Source organism: Paracoccus versutus, assembly GCF_000763885.1.
GTDB classification, from domain to species: domain Bacteria; phylum Pseudomonadota; class Alphaproteobacteria; order Rhodobacterales; family Rhodobacteraceae; genus Paracoccus; species Paracoccus versutus.
Genome location: NZ_JRKO01000057.1, coordinates 1 through 17,544, shown reverse-complemented (window position 1 = coordinate 17,544; position 17,544 = coordinate 1). Strand labels below are relative to the sequence as shown.

Below are 17,544 nucleotides of genomic sequence, written 5' to 3'. Positions count from 1 at the left end.
CATTAAAGATCATATCATGTTTAAGAGCATAGCTATTTCGGCGAGCATCCTGCTTGTCGGTGACACCTCGGCATTTGCTGGGGGCTATATGACTCCGGGCGACGAAGTTCCGCTGATCGTCGCCCCGCAAGAGCCGCAACCCGCCGCGGAGAATTGGGAAGGGCTCTACCTGGGCGGTGCCCTCGGCTACGCCTTCGGTGCAGATGACCGTGTTGGCATCACACCGCCCAGTGGCGGCCGGGCCCACTCGCCGGGTTCGGTCGATATCCAGGGTGTGACCTATTCCCTGCATGCCGGTTATCGCTGGCAGCGAGAACTGCGTGGCCGGCAATTCGTGACTGGACCGGAGCTGGCCTATGAGGGTGGTGGCGCTGATGACGGTTTCTTCCGCCCAGGAGAATCCGCTTCGAGCGAGCTGGACAGCCTGCTATCGCTGCGCTGGAAAGCCGGCATCCTGAACATGGCCGAGGATACGCTGTTCTATGGCACGGTCGGTATCGCTCGCGGCGAGTTCAACTATTCGGTCGTGGCTGCCGGAATGAACTACCAGGGCGATTTCAAGGATAATGCGTGGACAGTGAGCCTCGGGATTGAGAAGCGGCTCAACGCGCGGGTGTCATTGTTCGGCGAATGGGAATTCCGTCAATTTGGAAAGACCGCGCTGAGCGATGCTGCAGGATATGAAACCCAGGCGACGCCGAAGCATCATCATATCCGCATTGGTGCGAATTTCAGCTTTTGACAGATCTGGAGACAAGCCGGTTCCGGCTTGTCTCCGATAATCCGCAAAGTGCCCTGCCAATTTCGGGGGAGTAAAAGGTAATCTGGTTTCGACAATGAGTAGAGCAGTTAACAAGTCGCACAATCGGTTGATCAGTGAGTATGCCCATCCGCTCGTTTCCGATTCTGAATGGCGGGTGCTCGTTGATCTTTATATGGATCGCGAACGAAAGCAGCATTGGTACTCCGAGGGGTGCCGGGATGGTCAATGTGATGCTTTGCAGGAGGCCGCGGAAGTTATCTCGGCCACGGCGAGGATTCTGCCGGACGACGAGACGCGCCAGATCATAACCAGTCTGGCATCAATCATGTCAGTCATGATGACGGATAAACCGCAGATAAGCTCCAATATGGGTGCTGTATCGTGAATGACAATGAACTCCATCCGGCTTCCGCCAATGTTCTTGCCATCGCGTGCGGCGTCGTTACTTTTTCGATTGCCGTGATCGGTGGTCTGGCAGGGGCAGGAATATGGGGAGTAATTGTCATATATATCTTGGCAGGATGCGCTACCTTCGCTGCCCTGTGGGTATTCGTCTGCAAGTCCAGTTGCTTTCTGGCCACGCGGGGATGAGAAATCGATGCGGTGGATTCACTCCTCCGATCGAGCTACGGAAACTGAAAAGAAATGCCGCTGCTGCGGTTGGTTCGTCAACGTGACGCGAATTATATAACAAGAAGGTGAATGAGTATGGTAAAATATATCTTTGCATTGGCGCTTGTGTTTCTTGCCGCCTGTTCGATTGATCCGAAGGATTACGAAAGCCCTCCGGTCACCGTCGAGACGGCTGCGGGCCCCGTGGTTTGTCAGCTCTACACCAAGGATCTCGTTCGCTGGGACCGTGCGATCCAGCGCCCGGAATCGATGAGTGTCGAAACCGCCGACCAGATCTGCCTAAACGAGGGGCTGCGCGAAAAGAACGGGGAGCCGGTGAACCGCCGGACTGCTGACGTCGCATTGTGATCGCGGCAGGAATATCCCGGACGGGGCGTTCCCACCCTGTCCTCGGACGGGACAGGAGTCACGCCGACACTGCACTGGAACCAGAGCAACGGACCGAAACGTTGTCGGAAAAACAAGAACTTCAGTTTGCGCAAAACATTGTCTTGCTGGGCGGCATGCAGATCATCCAGGCTTCGGACGAGCTGTTCAATCATGTCGATGCTGGGCTGCCGATGTGGTCGTCGGATGGCGACCGGATGGTGCGGCTGAACATCGCATTTCGCGTGACTTTCGCCGATGTGCCACTGATCAACCTGGGGCTCACAGGAGTCGATAGCGCCCATGACCAGAACCTGCGGTTCTGGCTGCGCGCGGCCGATGTGACGCCGCAGGGGTTCTCGATCGAGTTCTCGACCTGGGGAGATACGCATATTGCGCGCGCGGCAGTGTCCTGGCAGGCGGTGGGGGAGGCTTATACCAAGCTGCCGCCCTCGGCGGTGCGCGGCTCGCGCGGCAACGGCGAGCTCGCCCCCTGACGATACCATCGGCAGCCGCCGCGGTGGCTGCCGATCACCTGTTGAAATGGTAAGGCCGCATTGTCCGCGTCGTCGATGAACTCGACCTTGCCGCCCTCGGCTTTCATCGCCACGCGGCCGCCCAGGCTGGTCGGCTAGGCTATCACCCGGCGGTGCTGCTCAAGCTTTTCATCTATGGCTACCTGAACCGTATTCCGTCCAGTCGACGCTTCGAGCGCGAGGCCGGGCGCAATGTCGAGGTGATGTGGCTGATCGGCAGGCTGGTGCCCGACCACAAGACCATCGCCGATTTCCGGCGCGAGAACGGCCCGGCCATTCGCCGAACCTGTGCCGAGTTCGTGGAGCTTTGTCGCTGGATCGGCGTGCTGACCCGACAAACCCGACCGCGCCCTGGAACCAGACCCAGCTGGAAAGCTTGCGCACCACGCTGAACATCGGCGTGGACAGCGACCTGTCGATCCTGGGCCGCGAGGCCAGCCTCAGCTGGGGGCTCGAATTCGGCCGGGACAAGACCACGCAAAAGCTGATCGATGGGCAGGATGTGGCGACGCCGCTGAAGAACCGCTCAACTGCCGCCTATGCGCAACTGACGCTGCCGGTCAACGACGCCATCACCCTGTCCGGGGGGGTGCGCTATGACCGCTTCAAGCTGAGCGTCGGCGATTTCACCCGGCCGCGTGCCTATTACTATTTCCCGGCCTATGGCATTGGGCTGGACCTGGCGCCGGTCTCGGTCACCGGGGGCGAATTCGACTTTGACGAATGGACGGGGAACCTGGGCTTTACCGCGAATATAGCCCCGACGACGCAAGTCTTTGGGGGGTGGTCGCAGGGTTACTCGCCGACCGATATCGGCAGCTTCACCTGCCGCGCCGGCATGAACTCGATGGCCGAGATCTGCACCGCCTATGGCAATGACAACCCGCTGATCGGCGCCGCCTATCGCTGCACCACACCCGGCACCTATGCGTTGTCCTATGTCGATATTGCGCCCGAGCCGCAGGTGGTGGACACCTACGAACTGGGCCTGCGCCATGACGGCGGCGACTGGAACGGCCAGGTCTCGGCCTTCTATTCGACCTCGGACGATGGGGTGAACTTCGATCCGATCACAAACCGTGTCAGCCAGCAGAAGGAACGCATCTGGGGCGTCGAGGCGCAGGGCGTCTGGACATTGGCATCCGGGACGGTACTGAACGGGATGATCGGTTTTCGCGAAGGCCGCTACGATTCGGACGGCGACGGCAAGATCGAGGTCTGGCTGGGCAACAACCGCATTGGTGCGCCGGTCCGGGTGTGGCTGGGCGTGACACGGGATTTCGCCGGCTGGATCGGCCGGGCCGAAGCCATGTATCTGGGTGGCCGGGACCGTGCCGAAGGGCAGCTGGAACTGCCCAGCGTCACGCTGGTCAATGCCAGCCTGTCGCGAGAACTGGGCCAGGGGATGCTGACATTGGCTGTCGAGAACCTGTTCGATCGCGACTATGTCAACCCGACCGCCACCGCGACCCGTAACGCGGTGACCGAGGGTTGGGGGCGGACTGTCGCCGTCAGCTATCGGATGAGCTTCTGATCCATGATCCTGCTGGGCCGCCATGAGGCGCGGCCGGTGCCCTCGGCGCTGGCCTTGCGCTTTCAGCTACCGCAATCACCACAGGACAGCGCCTTCTATCTGACGCTGTTTCCTCGGCTCGCAGCGCATGAATGCCGCTTTGTGCTGTTCTGCGATCTGCGCGGCTTCCGCCTTGATCATCAAGGCGAGGTCGAGCAGAACCTTGCCGCCAAAGCCAGCCGGGCCGAGTTTTCGGCCCGTATCCGGGCACTGGTCCTGATGTCGGACCAGCCTTCGGAGCGCCAGCGCGCGGCCTTCGCCAATTTCTGGTCCATCCCCGTCGAGGTTCACGATGACATCCCCGCCGCCACCCGCGCCTTCCTCGCTTTCCATGACCGGCTCATCGGCTGACCGACTGCGGCGCTATCAGGTGCTGGCAATGCTGTATCTGGCCCAGGGCGTGCCCTGCTATGTGCTGGTTGCCGCCGTGCCGCCGATCCTGCGCCAGCAGGGGGTGTCGCGCGCCACCATCGGCATGCTCTCGCTGTTGCTGCTGCCTCTGGCGCTGAAATTCCTGTGGGCGCCGCTGATCGAGCGGTTCCGCCCGCTTCCCTTGGGGCCGCGCCGGGCATGGATCCTGCCCACGCAGTTGGGCAGTGCTGCCTGCGTGCTGGGGCTGGGGATGATCCAGCCGACAGACATCCCGGCACTGGTCGTAATCGCCCTGGCGCTGATCCTGCTGACCTCGACGCAGGACATCGCCACCGACGGCTATGCGGTGTTGTCACTGCGCCCGGAGGAACGGCCGACCGGAAACGCGATCCAGGGCGGCGCCGTGGCAGCCTCGGTCCTGGTTGGCGGCACGCTGAGCCTGGTGCTGTATCAGCATATCGGCTGGCGGGCGACCATGACCGTCATGGCCGGACTGACCCTGCTGCCCTTACTGGTCTTGCCGCTGATGCATGAGGACGCGGCCCCGCCGCTGGCCCGGCCGCGCCCCAGCCTGCGGCGCTTCATGGCCCGGCTTGAGGCGGTCAGCATGCTGGGGCTTGCGCTGTTCTATCGCGCCTCGGAAGGGTTGGTGAAGACCATGGAGGGGCCCTATCTGGTCGATGCCGGCATGCCGCTAGACTGGATCGGCTATCTCTCTGGCGCGGCCGCGGCCACGGCGGGGCTTGGAGGCTCGGCTTTGGCTGCGCTATCGATGCGCCGGCGCGGAGCGCATGGCCGCATCCGGGATCGGGCGACTGGTGGAGCTGATCGGCCCCCGATGGCGGTTCTATTTTGATTGTTAGTGTAATGTTGGCCGCGTTGGACAGGCGGGGATGAAGACCTCGGGTGGCGGTGGCTTGTAGCCGAGCGGGCCGTTCAGCGCGCAGGTGGATGCATGATCCGCCGTCGAGCCAAAGCCGGCCTCGCTTCGGTTGTTTCGCCGGAACCGTTCGGCGGGCAATCGATTCACTGGATCGATTGCTTCGCTCTTGCCGCCAGATCCGCTCGACACGCTTGTCGTTGACAACCCAGCCGGCCGGGCTGCGCAGGAGTTCGGCGATCTTGCGATAGCCATAGCGTCCATAGCAGCGGTTCCTGCAACCAAATAGATCTAAAAACATAAATATAAATCAGCATGTTGCGTACAGTGCGCCAAACGGCGCGCTTCTCGTATTTGCGCGGAAAGCTCCCAAGACAAGAGACATTACCAGGGAATATCAATATATTGTCCAAATTTTGGCGCAAAAGGTTCAAATCAAGGGTGGGGGAGCCCGCAACCAACACACAAGCGCCAACCGGACCTATCCAGCGCGGGGAACCCGCGCGGCGGTGTCGCGCCAATTGTGGAAGCTTTTCTGCCGCGTTACCGAGTATCAGCTGCCCGCCCTTTGCGCCCTGATCGCTGGCTGTTCGTGTTGTGATAGGTTCGCATCCTTGAGCCGTCGTCATTTTATTTTCGTGGCAACATTTCAGTTGGTGCAGGGCGGGCTATGACGCCAGCCAGCAGTTACCGCCATGTCATGCAGCCCGTCTAGCCTTACGCTCGCGCAAGGAGGGTCTCATGGATCAGGATTCGGACGTTTTGGACATTCTTCGGGAAGTCGAGGCATTGCGCGGCGACGTCGCCGCCCAGGCGCAGGAGATCCTGCGCCGCTGGGATGGCTGGATCACGCGCGACGATTTTGCCCCGAGCGCCGAAAATTTCGCCTATTATCTCGCGTTCCGGCGGCACGAGATCCGGCCCCTGCAGCGGCGGCTGATGGCCCAGGGCCTGTCCTCGCTGGGCCGGGCCGAGGGGCGGGTGCTGCCGACCCTCGACGCGGTGGTGCGGGCGCTGCAGGCCCTTGCCGGCAATCCGCCCTCGGGCATGCGCTCCGATCCCGATTTCTTCGCCGGCGAAGAGCGGATCGCCGCCCGCACCGTCGAGCTGCTGGGCCAGCCCTCGCTTCACGGGCCGGTGCCGCTGATGGTGACCCTGCCCTCGGAAGCGGCCGACAACCCCGGCTTCCTGCGGCAACTTGCCGAGTTGGGCGTCGAGGCGGTTCGCATCAACTGCGCCCATGACGGGGAAGAGGACTGGGCACAGATGATCGCCCATGTCGTCCAGGCAGGTGAGCATACCGGTCGCCGCATGAAGGTCTTCATGGACCTGGCCGGTCCCAAGATCCGCACCGGAGCGATCCGCAAGAGCAAGGGGCTGAAGCGTGTCATCCTGGGCGAGCAACTGGCCCTCGCCCTGCCGGGGCAACTGGGCCAGGCCGATCCCGATCTGCCCGCCATCGAATGCACCCTGCCTGAGGCCCTGCTGGCCACCGATGCCGGCCATCGTCTTTTCGTGGACGACGGCAAGTTGCAGGCTCGGGTGGTGCGGCGCGAACCCTGGGGGGTGCTGGCCGAGATCACCGCCGGTCCCGAGGGCAAGGGCTACAAGCTGAAGCCGGAAAAGGGCATAAACTTTCCCGACACGGAATTCAGCGTCCCGGCCCTGACCGGCGATGATGTCGAGGCGCTGCGCTTCATCGCCCATCATGCGGACGGCGTGGAGTTCTCGTTCGTGCAGGAGCCCGAGGACGTGGTGCGGCTGCAAGAGGCGCTTGCCGGCGAGCGGCCAGACGACTGGCACCGGCTGGGCCTGGTCCTGAAGATCGAGACCGCCCGCGCGGTGCGGAACCTGCCCGATCTGGTGGTCCGTGCCGCGGGCGGGCAACCCACCGCCATCATGATCGCCCGCGGTGACCTGGCGGTCGAGATCGGCTTTACCCGGCTGGCCGAGATGCAGGAGGAAATCCTGTGGCTGGGAGAGGCCGCGCAAATCCCGGTGATCTGGGCGACGCAGGTGCTGGAAAGCTATCTCAAGACAGGCGTGCCTTCGCGAGGCGAGATGACGGACGCGGCGATGGCGGCGCGGGCCGAATGCGTCATGCTGAACAAGGGCCCTTATCTTTTCGAGGCGATTTCCGAACTCGACCGCCTGTTCGGCCGTATGGGCGGGCATATGCGGAAAAAGACCCCGCAGCTGCGCCCGCTGCAAAGCTGGCCGTTGATGGACTAGGCTGGCCGGTCGGGGAGCGGGCCGTTTGCTGCGAGGCATTCGCGCTGGGGCAGCGCAGGAGCGGCGGCGGGGCCGGTCGTATGCAGTCAATTCTGCGTGGTCCCCCGGCGCGGCGGAGGGCTGCGGAGCATGCTCTCAGTTCGTCCGGCACAGATCCAGCCAGCGGTGGATCGCGGCCAGCGCGTCGGGTTCATCGAGGAAGGGGACGTGGCCCCTGCCGGGCAATTCCGCACGGATCAGGTCCGGTCGGCGGGCCTGCATCTCGTCGGCGGTGGCACGGCTCAGCACGTCGGAGTTCTCGCCATGCAGCAGTAACAGCGGAAGCCCCGCGCAGGCGTCGAACAGGTCCCATGCCTCGGGCAGCGGCGCCGACATGGGCACGGTCGAATCCGATGCGCAAAGCCGGGTCATAGGGCAGGTCCAGCCCGTCCGGTGTCTGGACGTAGTGCCGGATCGTCTCTTCCTCCCAGCGCAGCGGCGGGACGTGGTCGAAGCCCGGATTGGCGGCGGGCATCCGGTCGGCGGCCTCTTCCAGCGTGGCGACCGAGGGACGGACGCTCATGTAGGTGCCGATGCGAAGCAAGCCCTCGCGCTGAAGCACCGGGCCAACATCGTTGAAGCATATGCCCGCCACGCGCTCGGGCACCATCGCCGCCATGGCCATGGCCAGCAGCCCGCCGCGTGACGAGCCGATGACGGCGGCCCGCGCGATCCCCAGATGATCCAGCAGCGCCAGGGCGTCCCGCGCCTCCTGCGCCACCGTATAGGTTTCGGGATCGGCCCAATCCGAACCTCCGCGGCCGCGGCGCGTCCGGAGGCTGCACGGTCCGCCGCGTCGATCTTGCGGATGCGTGCGATATTCTCGGTCAGGATCTCATCCAGGGTCGCCATCTCATCCAGGGTAATGAACCCGGGTATGGCGAACTTGATCGCCGCTGCGGTTGGATTCTTCAGACCAAGGTTTTTCGCAAGAACCGCGTCAATGACAGCGACGGGCTGTGCGAGCTGATACCAACGCGACACCGTCCGGGCCCAACCGGCCCCGGGATTGATCGCGATCAGCTGCGAGGTGGTAATGCTTGAGTTGCCAAGAATGGGGTGGCCGATAACCTCGCTCCAGAGCATCACGTGCTCGAGCGGTGAAATCAACGGCTTCCAGTCCGACAGAACCGGCGCATGCGCGATGTCCGCTTCCGAGGGGCCGGCTTCGACAGCGGCGATGGCCTGCAGGGCCTGGTCGATCCAGGCGCGGTCTTCGGGCGAGAGTTTCATGGCTGATCTCCTGTATGAGCAAGGATGGACGTGCCGGATCAGTGCCGAACCGGCCGCTGTTCCAGATCGGCGGCGCGCTGCAGCATGCGCGTGGCGACCCGCAGGCTGGGGTGATGCCGCTGAAGGGAGGGATGGGAGAGGACCTCGCAGATCGCCGGCCGTCTCGGACAGCGTGCGCTTGACGCCCTCGCGCCGCACGAAGCCCTGTAGTTCGGCGAGGGTGAGAGGACGCAGCGGGATCGGCGGGCAACGGCTAAGCAAGGGTTCCGGCAACCGGCGGTGATCGTTCGAGGTCAACACCCACATCACCCAGCTCATGTCGAACTTCACCTGGTAATAGGGGCAACTCCAGCGCGTCGCGGTCAGCGGCTCCAGCAACGGCAAAAGCGCCTCTGCCAACCCGAAGGCGTGGCCTTTCATCGAAACCGCAGTACCGGCCTTTTCCACCTCGTCCACCACCATGACGGGGTTGGCGACGCGGCTTTGCAGCACCGTTTCTATCAGCCTGCCAGGGCAGGATCCGCCCCAACCGCGCTGAGATCCGACAACGCCGAAGCTGACATTTTCTCCGGTGGCTTCGATCACCGCGGTCGGCACCGAGAGCAGTTCGCCGAAGCGCCGCGCCCAGTGGCTTTTGCCGATGCCCGGCGGACCGTCGAGCAGAAGAGGCGGCACCCTCAGGCCCGGCCATCCCTCGCGCACTGAGCGCCGCGCAGCGTGCCAGACCACCTCGGTGGCCGGGGCCATCCAGGGCATGTCCTCGTGCAAGGCCGCCGCCAGTTCGTCAGCCCGATGCTCGCTTGGGATAGAGATCAGTCGCACCCCATTCTTCACCGTGTCCAACCGCGCTCGATCGTCCGACTTCAGGTGTTCGAGGCCGGTGGCGGCCTTGCGCAGCTCCAGGATTCGCTTGACCCGGCGCCGGATGCGGGCCGCGTCGTCGGCGCTGATCCCGATGATATCCATCAGATCCATGCCGGGGCTTTCGCTTGGCGCGTCGACATCGTCAGGCGGGGCCAGACGCTCCGGGGGAATCCGTTTGCAGCGCAGCTTGCGCAGATGCCGCTTGAAGCGGTCCTCGAGTTCGAAGCGACCCTCGTTCGGGCTGAAGGTGCGGGTCTCGATGAAGGGGATGGTGGACATGGGGATACTCCAGTCATGAGGGGGCCGTCGGCCAAGAAAGGTCGGTCGCGGCAGCAGGCTTGAGGGATGGCGATCAGGCGCCGGGGAAGATCAGGTCGGGCGGGGTTTTCGAACCGGCCCGGACCGAGAAATCGCGTGGCGCCCGCGAGATCTCAGCCTGGCGATCGGTCGTCTATACTCTGGCCAGAACCGATATAGGGCGATTCAGTCAAGCGGGCAGGGCGTGGCCGGCAGGCATGTATCAGGCGAACAGTTCGCGCGAAGTCCGAAAGCAGACCTTCCAGCATCTTCGGGTCGATGGATACATAGCCTGCGGCCTCGATCACGCGTATTTGGCGCGCGATGCCGTTCAGCTGTGAGGGAGCGAATGCGCGCTACTGAGCGAAGGAAAACCCCAAGCGGATCAGGCCCTGCAAGCTGCGGGCCCAGCCGTCAGGTCGGTCAATCACCAGCAGTCGCGGTGTCAACACAGGGCGGCGCCCGAGGCGGGGATGATCCATCAGCACACCCCAAAGCGCAGGAAACCCTTGCATGAAAAGGCAGGGCTGCCAGGCCTCAAGGATGATCGCGTGTAAGATCGTTGGGGCAGGGCGCGCCTGCACAAAGCAAGGCATGAATGCGCCCGAAATGCGTTTTGGCGATCGACGCGTGTGCTGTTGTGGCCCGCGAATGGTCGTGTGGGGATGGCGGCAGCCGCTCAGCAGCCGGGGCGAGTGAATTCTCGGAACAGGACAGCATCTTCAGCGGACCTTTCAGCATAACCCGCTGTTCCGGAGACAAAAGGTTCTTTTTGGGCCGCCAGTTCAACGAGCTTCCAGAACATCGCGAGTTTCATCGGCTTTCACTCTAGGGTTGAATTTCCCCGATAACCAAAATTATGTAATCAAACATATTCCGACTCCCGCCGCCATCACCACGGCCTCAGCCGCGCAAATTTCTGCCGTCCCCCCCGGACGATCCACCTCCGCGATGGCGATATCCTGAGCCGCACCCGACGCAGGCCGCTGTCCATGCCGCTCAGCCTGCGCCAATGTCGAGCAGCCGCCGCACCAGTTCGAAACTGTTGCGCACCCCGATCTTGCGGATCATGTTGGCGCGATGCACCTCGACCGTGCGCGGCGAACAGCCCAGCGATTTGGCGATCTCCTTGCTGGTGAAACCGTTGACCAGATAGCCGGCAATCCGCTTCTCGGTCGCGGTCAGCAGGCTGTCGGCACCGACCGCGGAATCCAGCGGCCGGTAGGTCCAGATCGCCAGGCGGTGCGGGTCGGCCTGGTCCATGGTCCGCCCGCGCCCCTCCATCCAGACGATCTGTCCGTCCTTGCGCCGCATGAAGCGTTCGTCGCGATAGAACGGCCGCTCGCGCAGCGCCTTGCGGGCGCGTTCGCCGACCAGGTCGAAATCGGTCTGGCCGGGGTAAAGGCAGCGCATGGATCGGCCCGCCAGCTCCTGCGGCGTCCAGCCGAAGACGGTTTCGACCATCAGGCTGGCGCGGACGATCACGCGCTCTGCCAGGACCAGGGTGGCATCGGGCGCGTTCTGGAAGCCGAGACTGTCGTAATCCCTGGCCGCGGGCTGGCGGACGGTTGGTTGCATGGAATACCTATTCGACTACGTATTCCTACGGATAGAGTATTCCTGCCGCATGCGACAAGCTCGGTCGTGGCGGAGGGGAAGGCCGACCGTCGGAGATCAATCAAATCGAGGCGTGCGAATGACAGGATCGAACAAGCTTTATCCCAGCGCCGGGTCTGCGCTTGAGGGAGTGTTGCGGGACGGGATGTTGATTGCGGCCGGGGGTTTCGGGCTTTGCGGCATCCCCGAGCTCGCGATCGAGGCGATCCTGCGGGCGGGGACCAGGGACCTGACCATCGCCTCCAACAATTGCGGCGTCGACGGCTTCGGGCTGGGCAAGCTGCTCGACTCGCGCCAGATCCGCAAGATGATCTCCTCCTATGTCGGCGAGAACGCCGAGTTCATGCGGCAATACCTGTCGGGCGAGCTGGAGCTGGAGTTCAACCCGCAGGGCACCCTGGCCGAGCGCATGCGGGCGGGCGGCGCCGGCATCCCCGGCTTCTATACCCGGACCGGCGTCGGCACCGTGGTCGCCGAAGGCAAGGAACACAAGGATTTCGACGGCCAGACCTATATCCTGGAACGCGCCATCGTCGCCGACCTGTCGATCGTCAAGGGCTGGAAGGCGGACGAGACCGGCAACGTGATCTTCCGCAAGACCGCGCGCAACTTCAACGTGCCGGCGGCGAAATGCGGGCGCATCTGCGTCTGCGAGGTCGAGGAGATCGTGCCGACGGGCAGCCTCGATCCCGACGCCATCCACCTGCCGGGGATCTATGTCCACCGCCTGGTCCAGGGCAGCCACGAAAAGCGCATCGAGCAGCGCACGACTCGCTCGCGCGTCTTCGACACGACCCGCAGGAAGGAGACCGCGTGATGGCCGCCGCAATCAAGGGCTGGGATCGGAACCAGATGGCGGCGCGGGCCGCGCGGGAGCTGCAGGACGGCTGGTATGTGAACCTCGGAATCGGCATCCCGACGCTGGTGGCGAACCATATCCCCGAGGGGGTGCATGTGACGCTGCAGTCGGAAAACGGCATGCTGGGCATCGGCCCCTTTCCCTATGAGGGCGAAGAGGATCCGGACCTGATCAACGCCGGCAAGCAGACGGTGACGGAATTGCCGCAGACCGCCTATTTCGACAGCGCCGAGAGCTTCGCGATGATCCGCGGCGGCAAGATCGCCATGGCGATCCTGGGGGCGATGGAGGTGGCCGAGAACGGCGACCTGGCGAACTGGATGATCCCCGGCAAGCTGGTCAAGGGCATGGGCGGCGCGATGGACCTGGTGGCGGGCGTGGGCCGGGTGGTGGTGGTGATGGACCACACATCGAAGCACGGCGAATCGAAGGTGCTGAAGTCCTGCACGCTGCCGCTGACCGGCCAGGGGGTGGTGGACCGGATCATCACCAACCTGGGGGTGCTGGACGTGGTCGAGGGCGGCTTGCGCATCGTCGAGCTGGCCGATGGCGTCAGCGAGGCCGATCTGCGCGCCGCGACCGAGGCGGCGATCGTCGGGTGACGCCCGCGACGGGAGGGGGCTGTCTGCCCCCTCTTGCGGCAAAGCCGCAATTCACCCCCGAGAGTATTTGCCGAACGGAGAAAGCCGGAACGGCACGCCTCGGGATGGAGAGAGGGCATGGGCGACCGCCCTGCCCTTTTTCGTTCCGCATGGCCGGCGGCAGCCGCGGTCCCGCAGCCCCAGGCGGGCTATTCCGAGACCTTCTTCACGAATTGCGATTTCAGGCCCATCTGCCCGATGCCCGGAATCCGGCAATCGATGTCGTGATCGCCCTCGACCAGGCGGATGCCGCGCACCTTGGTGCCGACCTTGACCACCGAGGACGATCCCTTGACCTTCAGATCCTTGATCACCGTCACCGTGTCGCCGTCCTTCAGGACGTTGCCGACGCTGTCGCGCACCTCGTCGGCGGGCTCGGATCCCGCATCCTGGGACCATTCATGCCCGCATTCGGGGCAGACAAGCAGGGCATCCACCTGGTAGGCATAGGTGGAGGAACATTCGGGGCACGGCGGCAGGCTCTGGGTCATGGGCGCCACTCTAGCCCTGGGGCCTGCGCTTGGCCATCGCGAAAACTGCGCCATTCCGGGGCGTTCCGCCGCAGCCGGCGGGCCGAGGGCCCTTGCCTGCGCGGCGGCTAGACCTTGCTCGTGGTGCCGAGCCCCAGCGAGATCGCCACGCGGGCGGCATCGGCGCGGTTGTTGATGCCGAGCTTGCGGTAGAGCTCCTTGATATAATGGCTGACCGTATGCTCGGAAATCGCCAGCCGCGAGGCGATGGCCCCGGTCCGCTCGCCCTGCCCCAGCAAGGACAAGACCTGCTCCTCGCGCCGGGAAAGCCGCACGTCCAGCGGCTCGCCCGCGGGAACCATGCCTTCGCGAAGCCGCTGCGCGAAGGCCAAGGTGTTCTCGATCTTGAGATGCAGCAGGTCCAGGTCGATCGGCTTGGTCAGGTAATCGTCCGCCCCTGCGCGCAGCCCCGCCAGATGCGGCTCGCGATCCGACAGCGCGGTCAGGAAGATGAAGGCGGTCCTTTCCGCCAGCCTGCCCGAGGCGCGCAGATCGTTCAGCAGCTCGAAGCCGCTGCGGCCCGGCAGCATGACGTCGCACAGCACGATGTCGGGCCGGCTTCGGGACAGGATGGCCTCGGCCTCGTCGCCGTTGCGCGCGGTCAGAACCCTGTAGCCCCTGGACGCGAGTTCCTCCTGCAATTCCTCGAGGATGAACAGCTCATCCTCGACACAAAGAATGGTCGCCGGCCCGCGCTCCCGATTCATCGACGTGATCCCCCTTGGCAGGCACGGCGACAACGAACTCCGACCCCTCACCCAGGCGCGAGGTGAACGTGACCTCGCCGCCGTGCAGCGCGACAATATCACGAACCAGGCTCAGGCCAACCCCGACTCCGGGCAATCGGTGAACATTCGGTGCGCGATAGAACCGGTCGAAAACCGCGCCCTGCGCCGCCGGCGGGATGCCCGCGCCGCGATCCCTGACGCGGCAGAAGATCCGGTCGCCGTCGCGCCATGTATCCAGCCGGACCGGCGCCGGCGCTTCGGAATATTTCATCGCATTGGACAGCAGGTTCAGCACCACCTGCTCCAGCAGCACGGGATCGGCATCCGCCAGCAGCGGCATGTCCGACAGGGCGACCTCCAGCACCCTGTCCGGGTTGGCTTGCCGGGTCTGCTCGGCGGCGATCCGGGCGATCTCGTTGAAATCGACGAGGCGGCGCGAAAGCGCGATGTCCTTGCCCTCGACGCTGGCCGAGGCGAGAAAGCCGCTCAGCAGCCGTTCAAGCCGTTCCGCCGCGTCCAGAATCCGGCTGAACTTGCGCCTGAGCGTTTCCGAAAGCGGCGTTTCCTCGCCGCGCAGCTGTCTTTGCGCGATCATGTGGATGATGGAAACCGGCGTGCGGAACTGGTGCGAGACGGTGACGATGAAGCTGCGATAGACCTCCTTGGCCCTGCGCTCGACCTCCAGCGCCTCCTGCAGCTCGGTCGTGCGCGCGGCGACCGTCCTTTCCAGTTCCGCGCGATGGGCTTGCAGTTCCGCCTGCGCGCGCATGGAGCGGCGCATGTTGCGCCACAAAAGGCCGGCCATGACCACCCCGGTCAGGAAGGCGCCGCCGACGGCCAGCAGCAGCAATTGCATGATCTGCAGCAGGGCTTCGCGGCGGACGTGGCGGTCGATCCTTTCGTCCAGCGCGGTGATGTTGGTGATCTCGCGCAGGACCGAGGAAAGCACGGCGACGCGCGGCGTCAGCACCTCCAGATCGGTGGCGTCGAAGTCCTCGGCCATGAAGGCCCCGTCCAGTTCTTCCAGCAGGCTCTTGGCCTGGAAAACCAGATCGTCCGCGCCGATCGCGCGCAGATAGTCGATCTGCGGCCGGTCCGCCATCAGCGCGATGCGGCTGTAGAGGATCTCGAAGCGCAGCAGCACGTCCTGGACATCCCGGTCCAGGCTGACGCGGTAAAGGGTCAGCATCAGGTTCTGCGCCTCGCGATCCGCCTGGTTCGCGGCCCAGAGGTTGCGCTCGACGATCTCTTCGCGAAAGGCGCGGTCGATATTGACCAGCTGGAACAGGGAATAGACGAACAGCAGGACAAAGCTGGCAATCGTCAGGAGCGCGAAATGGGAACCGCGCAGGCGCATCAGAGGATGGTGATCTCGAACAGCTGCCAGATCCAGCGTTCGTCCATGACGGCAAGCTGCAGGTCCGGCCGCTGGTCGCGCGGATAGACCAGCCAGAGCGGTCCCTTGTCGCGCACCCGCATGGGCTTGCCGTTCATCTCGCGCGCCAGGACGGGCTCGTAATCCCAGGCATCGTCGGCCGGAAGCACGATGCCGTAATCGTTCAGCGCCTTCATCAGAAGCTTGCGCCCGGCCAGTTCCGACCGCGTCATCCCGCCGCTGGTCAGCACGTCGCGAAGGAAGGGGCCGCGGAACTGCTGCTTGCCATCGGTCCAGGGGGTCTGCGTGATGAGCTGCTGCCAGGGCAGCGCGGCAATGTCCTCGGCCTCGAGCTGCCTTACCCTGCCCGAGGGTTCGGTGATCGTCAGCATCGCCCCGGCCGGGCGGGCGAAAAGCCGCGGGGCGGGCAGAACGGCCGCCAGGGCCGCCATTGATCCGAACAGGACAAGGTCTCTTCTGCTCAGGACGGTCTTCATCGCGCGACGCATCTGGTCCTCTCTCCGACAGGAAACAGCGGTGGGTAGGACATGCGCGAACCGGGGTATAGCTCGCGCATGCCGTTTCGTTACCTTCGGCCGAAGGGCCGATTACTCGCTACGATAAACCGCCTGTCCTCGGGACGTGAGAGGGGATTTCGCGACAATCGCGCGGCCCGATCGGACGCAGGTCATTCTGGCACTGGCGGCTGGGGGGCACCATTCCCCAAAACAGGGGAATGGCCGCGCCTCCCCTGCCCGTCCACGCTGCGCCGTTGCGCTGGCGTCCCATCCGCGGGGTCCGCCCGCGCCCGGCGGATGCACCCATGGCATCCGGTCCCGCAATCCCCGGCGCCCGCTTCCGGTTCCCCCCCGACCCGCCGCCGATCCGGCGGCCTGCTTCGGCAAAGCCCTGCCGAAAGCGCCGGGCGCTCGCGCCCATGTGTCCGCGCCCCGCTTGCCGGCTTGGGGCGCCGCGTCTAACCGGGAACGATTCCGCTGCCCGGCGCTTATGGCCAGGAAGCATCGCGATGAAGGAGAAAGCCATGCGTCACCTGTCGCTCTTTCTGGCCGCCCTGCTTGCGGCGGGACCGGCCCTGGCCGAGAACCGCGGCGTGGTGATCGCCAATGCGCGCTACCAGAACGCGCCGGAACTGGCCGATGCCGATGCCGGCGCCGCCTCTGCCGCGATGAAGGCGGCCGGGTTCCGCACCGTGGCCGGGGCCGACCTGGTGGTCCAGGACGTGCGCCAGGCGCTGGCCGACCTGCTCCGGCCCGACGATTCCCCCGGCGCGCGGATCGTGCTGCTGAACGGCCGCTTCCTGCATGGCGGCAGCGACAGCTGGTATATGGGCACCGATGCCGACAAGCCCGACCTGGTCGGCGCCGGCTCGCAGGGCGTGCCGCTGTCCATGGTGCTGGACCTGATCAAGCAGGCGCAGCCGGGCGCGGTGCTGCTGCTCGGCTCGGACGAGGCGGAAATGGAACATGCGGCCGGGCTGGAGAACGGCATCGGCCCGCTGACCCCGCCCAAGGGGGTGACGGTGATCTCGGGGCCGCCCGCGGCGACCAGCGCGGCGGCGGCGGCGCTGCTCAAGCCCGGCACCTCGGTCGGCGATGTGGTCGGCGCAGACGACCGGCTGGCGATGGCCGAGGGCGGCGATGCGCAGCTGGTTCTGGTCGCGGCCGGACCGGACGCCGATGCCCCGGCCGGGCCGCTGGACGCCGACCGCGACCTTTGGGCCAAGGCCGCGGCCGAGGATACGGCGGCAGCCTATCGCGGCTATCTCGACCGCTACCCCGGCGGGCTCTACTCGGCGGCGGCCAAGGCGCGACTCGATGCGCTGGGGGCGGTGCAGTCGGACCGCGATCTGTGGGCCGATGCCGCGGCGGCCAATACCGTCGCCGCCTATCAGGACTACCTGGCCCGCTATCCGCAGGGCGAGTTTGCCCAGGCCGCGCAAAACAGGCTGGCCGAATTGCGCCCCGACCCGACGCCGGCCCCCGACC

18 protein-coding genes and 5 pseudogenes are annotated in these 17,544 nt (G+C 65.0%); 12 read left to right on the top strand and 11 right to left on the bottom strand.

Going from position 1 to position 17,544, the window contains the following annotated elements:
• The first annotated feature begins 16 nt into the window (after positions 1-16).
• The 8 genes and pseudogenes from IT40_RS21220 to IT40_RS21190 all read left to right on the top strand — a co-directional run bounded on the left by IT40_RS21220 (position 17) and on the right by IT40_RS21190 (position 5,099).
• Positions 17-742 (top strand): outer membrane protein, encoded by a 726-nt coding sequence (locus tag IT40_RS21220; RefSeq protein ID WP_036759466.1) that lies wholly within the window; start codon positions 17-19, stop codon positions 740-742.
• Between the two features lie 94 nt (positions 743-836).
• Positions 837-1,148 (top strand): hypothetical protein, encoded by a 312-nt coding sequence (locus IT40_RS21215; protein ID WP_147307325.1) that lies wholly within the window; start codon positions 837-839, stop codon positions 1,146-1,148.
• A gap of 323 nt (positions 1,149-1,471) precedes the next feature.
• Complete coding sequence (locus IT40_RS21210; RefSeq protein ID WP_243700281.1) at positions 1,472-1,744, top strand: hypothetical protein; 273 nt, start codon at positions 1,472-1,474, stop codon at positions 1,742-1,744.
• 101 nt (positions 1,745-1,845) lie between these two features.
• Positions 1,846-2,259: an H-type lectin domain-containing protein gene (locus tag IT40_RS26965; RefSeq protein ID WP_243700280.1), complete on the top strand. Its 414-nt coding sequence runs from the start codon at positions 1,846-1,848 to the stop codon at positions 2,257-2,259.
• A 56-nt stretch (positions 2,260-2,315) separates the two neighbouring features.
• Positions 2,316-2,627: pseudogene (locus tag IT40_RS27955) on the top strand (transposase); the annotation flags it as partial.
• Between the two features lie 47 nt (positions 2,628-2,674).
• Positions 2,675-3,832 carry a TonB-dependent receptor domain-containing protein gene (locus IT40_RS21200; protein WP_166436135.1) on the top strand — a complete coding sequence of 386 codons (1,158 nt, stop codon included), beginning with the start codon at positions 2,675-2,677 and terminating at the stop codon, positions 3,830-3,832.
• 36 nt (positions 3,833-3,868) lie between these two features.
• Positions 3,869-4,222 carry a hypothetical protein gene (locus IT40_RS27950; RefSeq protein WP_147278954.1) on the top strand — a complete coding sequence of 118 codons (354 nt, stop codon included), beginning with the start codon at positions 3,869-3,871 and terminating at the stop codon, positions 4,220-4,222.
• Between the two features lie 28 nt (positions 4,223-4,250).
• Positions 4,251-5,099, top strand: coding sequence for an MFS transporter (locus IT40_RS21190; protein ID WP_166436134.1), 849 nt, complete (start codon positions 4,251-4,253; stop codon positions 5,097-5,099).
• A gap of 73 nt (positions 5,100-5,172) precedes the next feature.
• Here the strand turns inward: IT40_RS21190 and IT40_RS27945 are convergent.
• Positions 5,173-5,388 (bottom strand): annotated as a pseudogene (locus IT40_RS27945) (IS3 family transposase); the annotation flags it as partial.
• A 476-nt stretch (positions 5,389-5,864) separates the two neighbouring features.
• Between IT40_RS27945 and IT40_RS21185 the strand changes: the two are divergent.
• A complete protein-coding gene (locus IT40_RS21185) occupies positions 5,865-7,355 on the top strand; it encodes a pyruvate kinase (protein ID WP_036759462.1) in 1,491 nt (496 codons plus the stop codon).
• Positions 7,356-7,490: 135 nt separating this feature from the next.
• On the opposite strand, the gene IT40_RS30250 is transcribed toward IT40_RS21185, so the two are convergent.
• The 6 genes and pseudogenes from IT40_RS30250 to IT40_RS21165 form a co-directional block, all read right to left on the bottom strand.
• A complete protein-coding gene (locus tag IT40_RS30250; RefSeq protein ID WP_279432836.1) occupies positions 7,491-7,856 on the bottom strand; it encodes an alpha/beta fold hydrolase in 366 nt (121 codons plus the stop codon).
• Between the two features lie 172 nt (positions 7,857-8,028).
• Positions 8,029-8,115: pseudogene (locus IT40_RS30945) on the bottom strand (alpha/beta fold hydrolase); the annotation flags it as partial.
• Between the two features lie 62 nt (positions 8,116-8,177).
• Positions 8,178-9,374, bottom strand: a pseudogene (locus IT40_RS30940) (DUF6634 family protein); the annotation flags it as partial.
• A gap of 770 nt (positions 9,375-10,144) precedes the next feature.
• Positions 10,145-10,384, bottom strand: coding sequence for a DUF6634 family protein (locus IT40_RS30935; RefSeq protein WP_036759460.1), 240 nt, complete (start codon positions 10,382-10,384; stop codon positions 10,145-10,147).
• Between the two features lie 83 nt (positions 10,385-10,467).
• Complete coding sequence (locus IT40_RS28885) at positions 10,468-10,605, bottom strand: hypothetical protein (protein ID WP_157034095.1); 138 nt, start codon at positions 10,603-10,605, stop codon at positions 10,468-10,470.
• 182 nt (positions 10,606-10,787) lie between these two features.
• Positions 10,788-11,366 (bottom strand): LuxR C-terminal-related transcriptional regulator, encoded by a 579-nt coding sequence (locus IT40_RS21165; protein WP_036759459.1) that lies wholly within the window; start codon positions 11,364-11,366, stop codon positions 10,788-10,790.
• 118 nt (positions 11,367-11,484) lie between these two features.
• Between IT40_RS21165 and IT40_RS21160 the strand changes: the two genes are divergently transcribed.
• Positions 11,485-12,222, top strand: coding sequence for a CoA transferase subunit A (locus tag IT40_RS21160; RefSeq protein WP_036759458.1), 738 nt, complete (start codon positions 11,485-11,487; stop codon positions 12,220-12,222).
• Positions 12,222-12,866: a 3-oxoacid CoA-transferase subunit B gene (locus tag IT40_RS21155; protein WP_036759457.1), complete on the top strand. Its 645-nt coding sequence runs from the start codon at positions 12,222-12,224 to the stop codon at positions 12,864-12,866. The genes IT40_RS21160 and IT40_RS21155 overlap by 1 nt, the downstream gene beginning before the upstream one ends.
• Positions 12,867-13,054: 188 nt before the next feature.
• Here IT40_RS21155 and IT40_RS21150 read toward each other — a convergent pair whose 3' ends face one another.
• The 4 genes from IT40_RS21150 to IT40_RS21135 form a co-directional block, all read right to left on the bottom strand.
• Positions 13,055-13,396: a zinc ribbon domain-containing protein YjdM gene (locus IT40_RS21150; RefSeq protein WP_036759455.1), complete on the bottom strand. Its 342-nt coding sequence runs from the start codon at positions 13,394-13,396 to the stop codon at positions 13,055-13,057.
• Positions 13,397-13,503: 107 nt separating this feature from the next.
• Positions 13,504-14,142: a response regulator transcription factor gene (locus IT40_RS21145; protein WP_036759453.1), complete on the bottom strand. Its 639-nt coding sequence runs from the start codon at positions 14,140-14,142 to the stop codon at positions 13,504-13,506.
• Positions 14,096-15,520, bottom strand: coding sequence for a sensor histidine kinase (locus IT40_RS21140; protein WP_036759452.1), 1,425 nt, complete (start codon positions 15,518-15,520; stop codon positions 14,096-14,098). The genes IT40_RS21145 and IT40_RS21140 overlap by 47 nt, the downstream gene beginning before the upstream one ends.
• A complete protein-coding gene (locus IT40_RS21135; RefSeq protein WP_036759450.1) occupies positions 15,520-16,047 on the bottom strand; it encodes a putative pterin-binding protein in 528 nt (175 codons plus the stop codon). The genes IT40_RS21140 and IT40_RS21135 overlap by 1 nt, the downstream gene beginning before the upstream one ends.
• A gap of 518 nt (positions 16,048-16,565) precedes the next feature.
• On the opposite strand from IT40_RS21135, the pseudogene IT40_RS21130 reads away from it, so the two are divergent.
• Positions 16,566-17,544: pseudogene (locus IT40_RS21130) on the top strand (peptidoglycan-binding domain-containing protein); the annotation flags it as partial.

Excerpts from the sequence above, each read along its gene's own strand:
- IT40_RS30935 (WP_036759460.1), bottom strand. The coding sequence starts at position 10,384 with ATGCCTTGCTTTGTGCAGGCGCGCCCTGCCCCAACGATCTTACACGCG.
- IT40_RS21150 (WP_036759455.1), bottom strand. The coding sequence starts at position 13,396 with ATGACCCAGAGCCTGCCGCCGTGCCCCGAATGTTCCTCCACCTATGCC.
- IT40_RS21160 (WP_036759458.1), top strand. The coding sequence starts at position 11,485 with ATGACAGGATCGAACAAGCTTTATCCCAGCGCCGGGTCTGCGCTTGAG.
- IT40_RS21145 (WP_036759453.1), bottom strand. The coding sequence starts at position 14,142 with ATGAATCGGGAGCGCGGGCCGGCGACCATTCTTTGTGTCGAGGATGAG.
- IT40_RS28885 (WP_157034095.1), bottom strand. The coding sequence starts at position 10,605 with ATGAAACTCGCGATGTTCTGGAAGCTCGTTGAACTGGCGGCCCAAAAA.
- IT40_RS21165 (WP_036759459.1), bottom strand. The coding sequence starts at position 11,366 with ATGCAACCAACCGTCCGCCAGCCCGCGGCCAGGGATTACGACAGTCTC.
- IT40_RS21135 (WP_036759450.1), bottom strand. The coding sequence starts at position 16,047 with ATGCGTCGCGCGATGAAGACCGTCCTGAGCAGAAGAGACCTTGTCCTG.
- IT40_RS21155 (WP_036759457.1), top strand. The coding sequence starts at position 12,222 with ATGGCCGCCGCAATCAAGGGCTGGGATCGGAACCAGATGGCGGCGCGG.
- IT40_RS21215 (WP_147307325.1), top strand. The coding sequence starts at position 837 with ATGAGTAGAGCAGTTAACAAGTCGCACAATCGGTTGATCAGTGAGTAT.
- IT40_RS21220 (WP_036759466.1), top strand. The coding sequence starts at position 17 with ATGTTTAAGAGCATAGCTATTTCGGCGAGCATCCTGCTTGTCGGTGAC.
- IT40_RS21210 (WP_243700281.1), top strand. The coding sequence starts at position 1,472 with ATGGTAAAATATATCTTTGCATTGGCGCTTGTGTTTCTTGCCGCCTGT.
- IT40_RS21140 (WP_036759452.1), bottom strand. The coding sequence starts at position 15,520 with ATGCGCCTGCGCGGTTCCCATTTCGCGCTCCTGACGATTGCCAGCTTT.
- IT40_RS21185 (WP_036759462.1), top strand. The coding sequence starts at position 5,865 with ATGGATCAGGATTCGGACGTTTTGGACATTCTTCGGGAAGTCGAGGCA.
- IT40_RS21190 (WP_166436134.1), top strand. The coding sequence starts at position 4,251 with ATGCTGTATCTGGCCCAGGGCGTGCCCTGCTATGTGCTGGTTGCCGCC.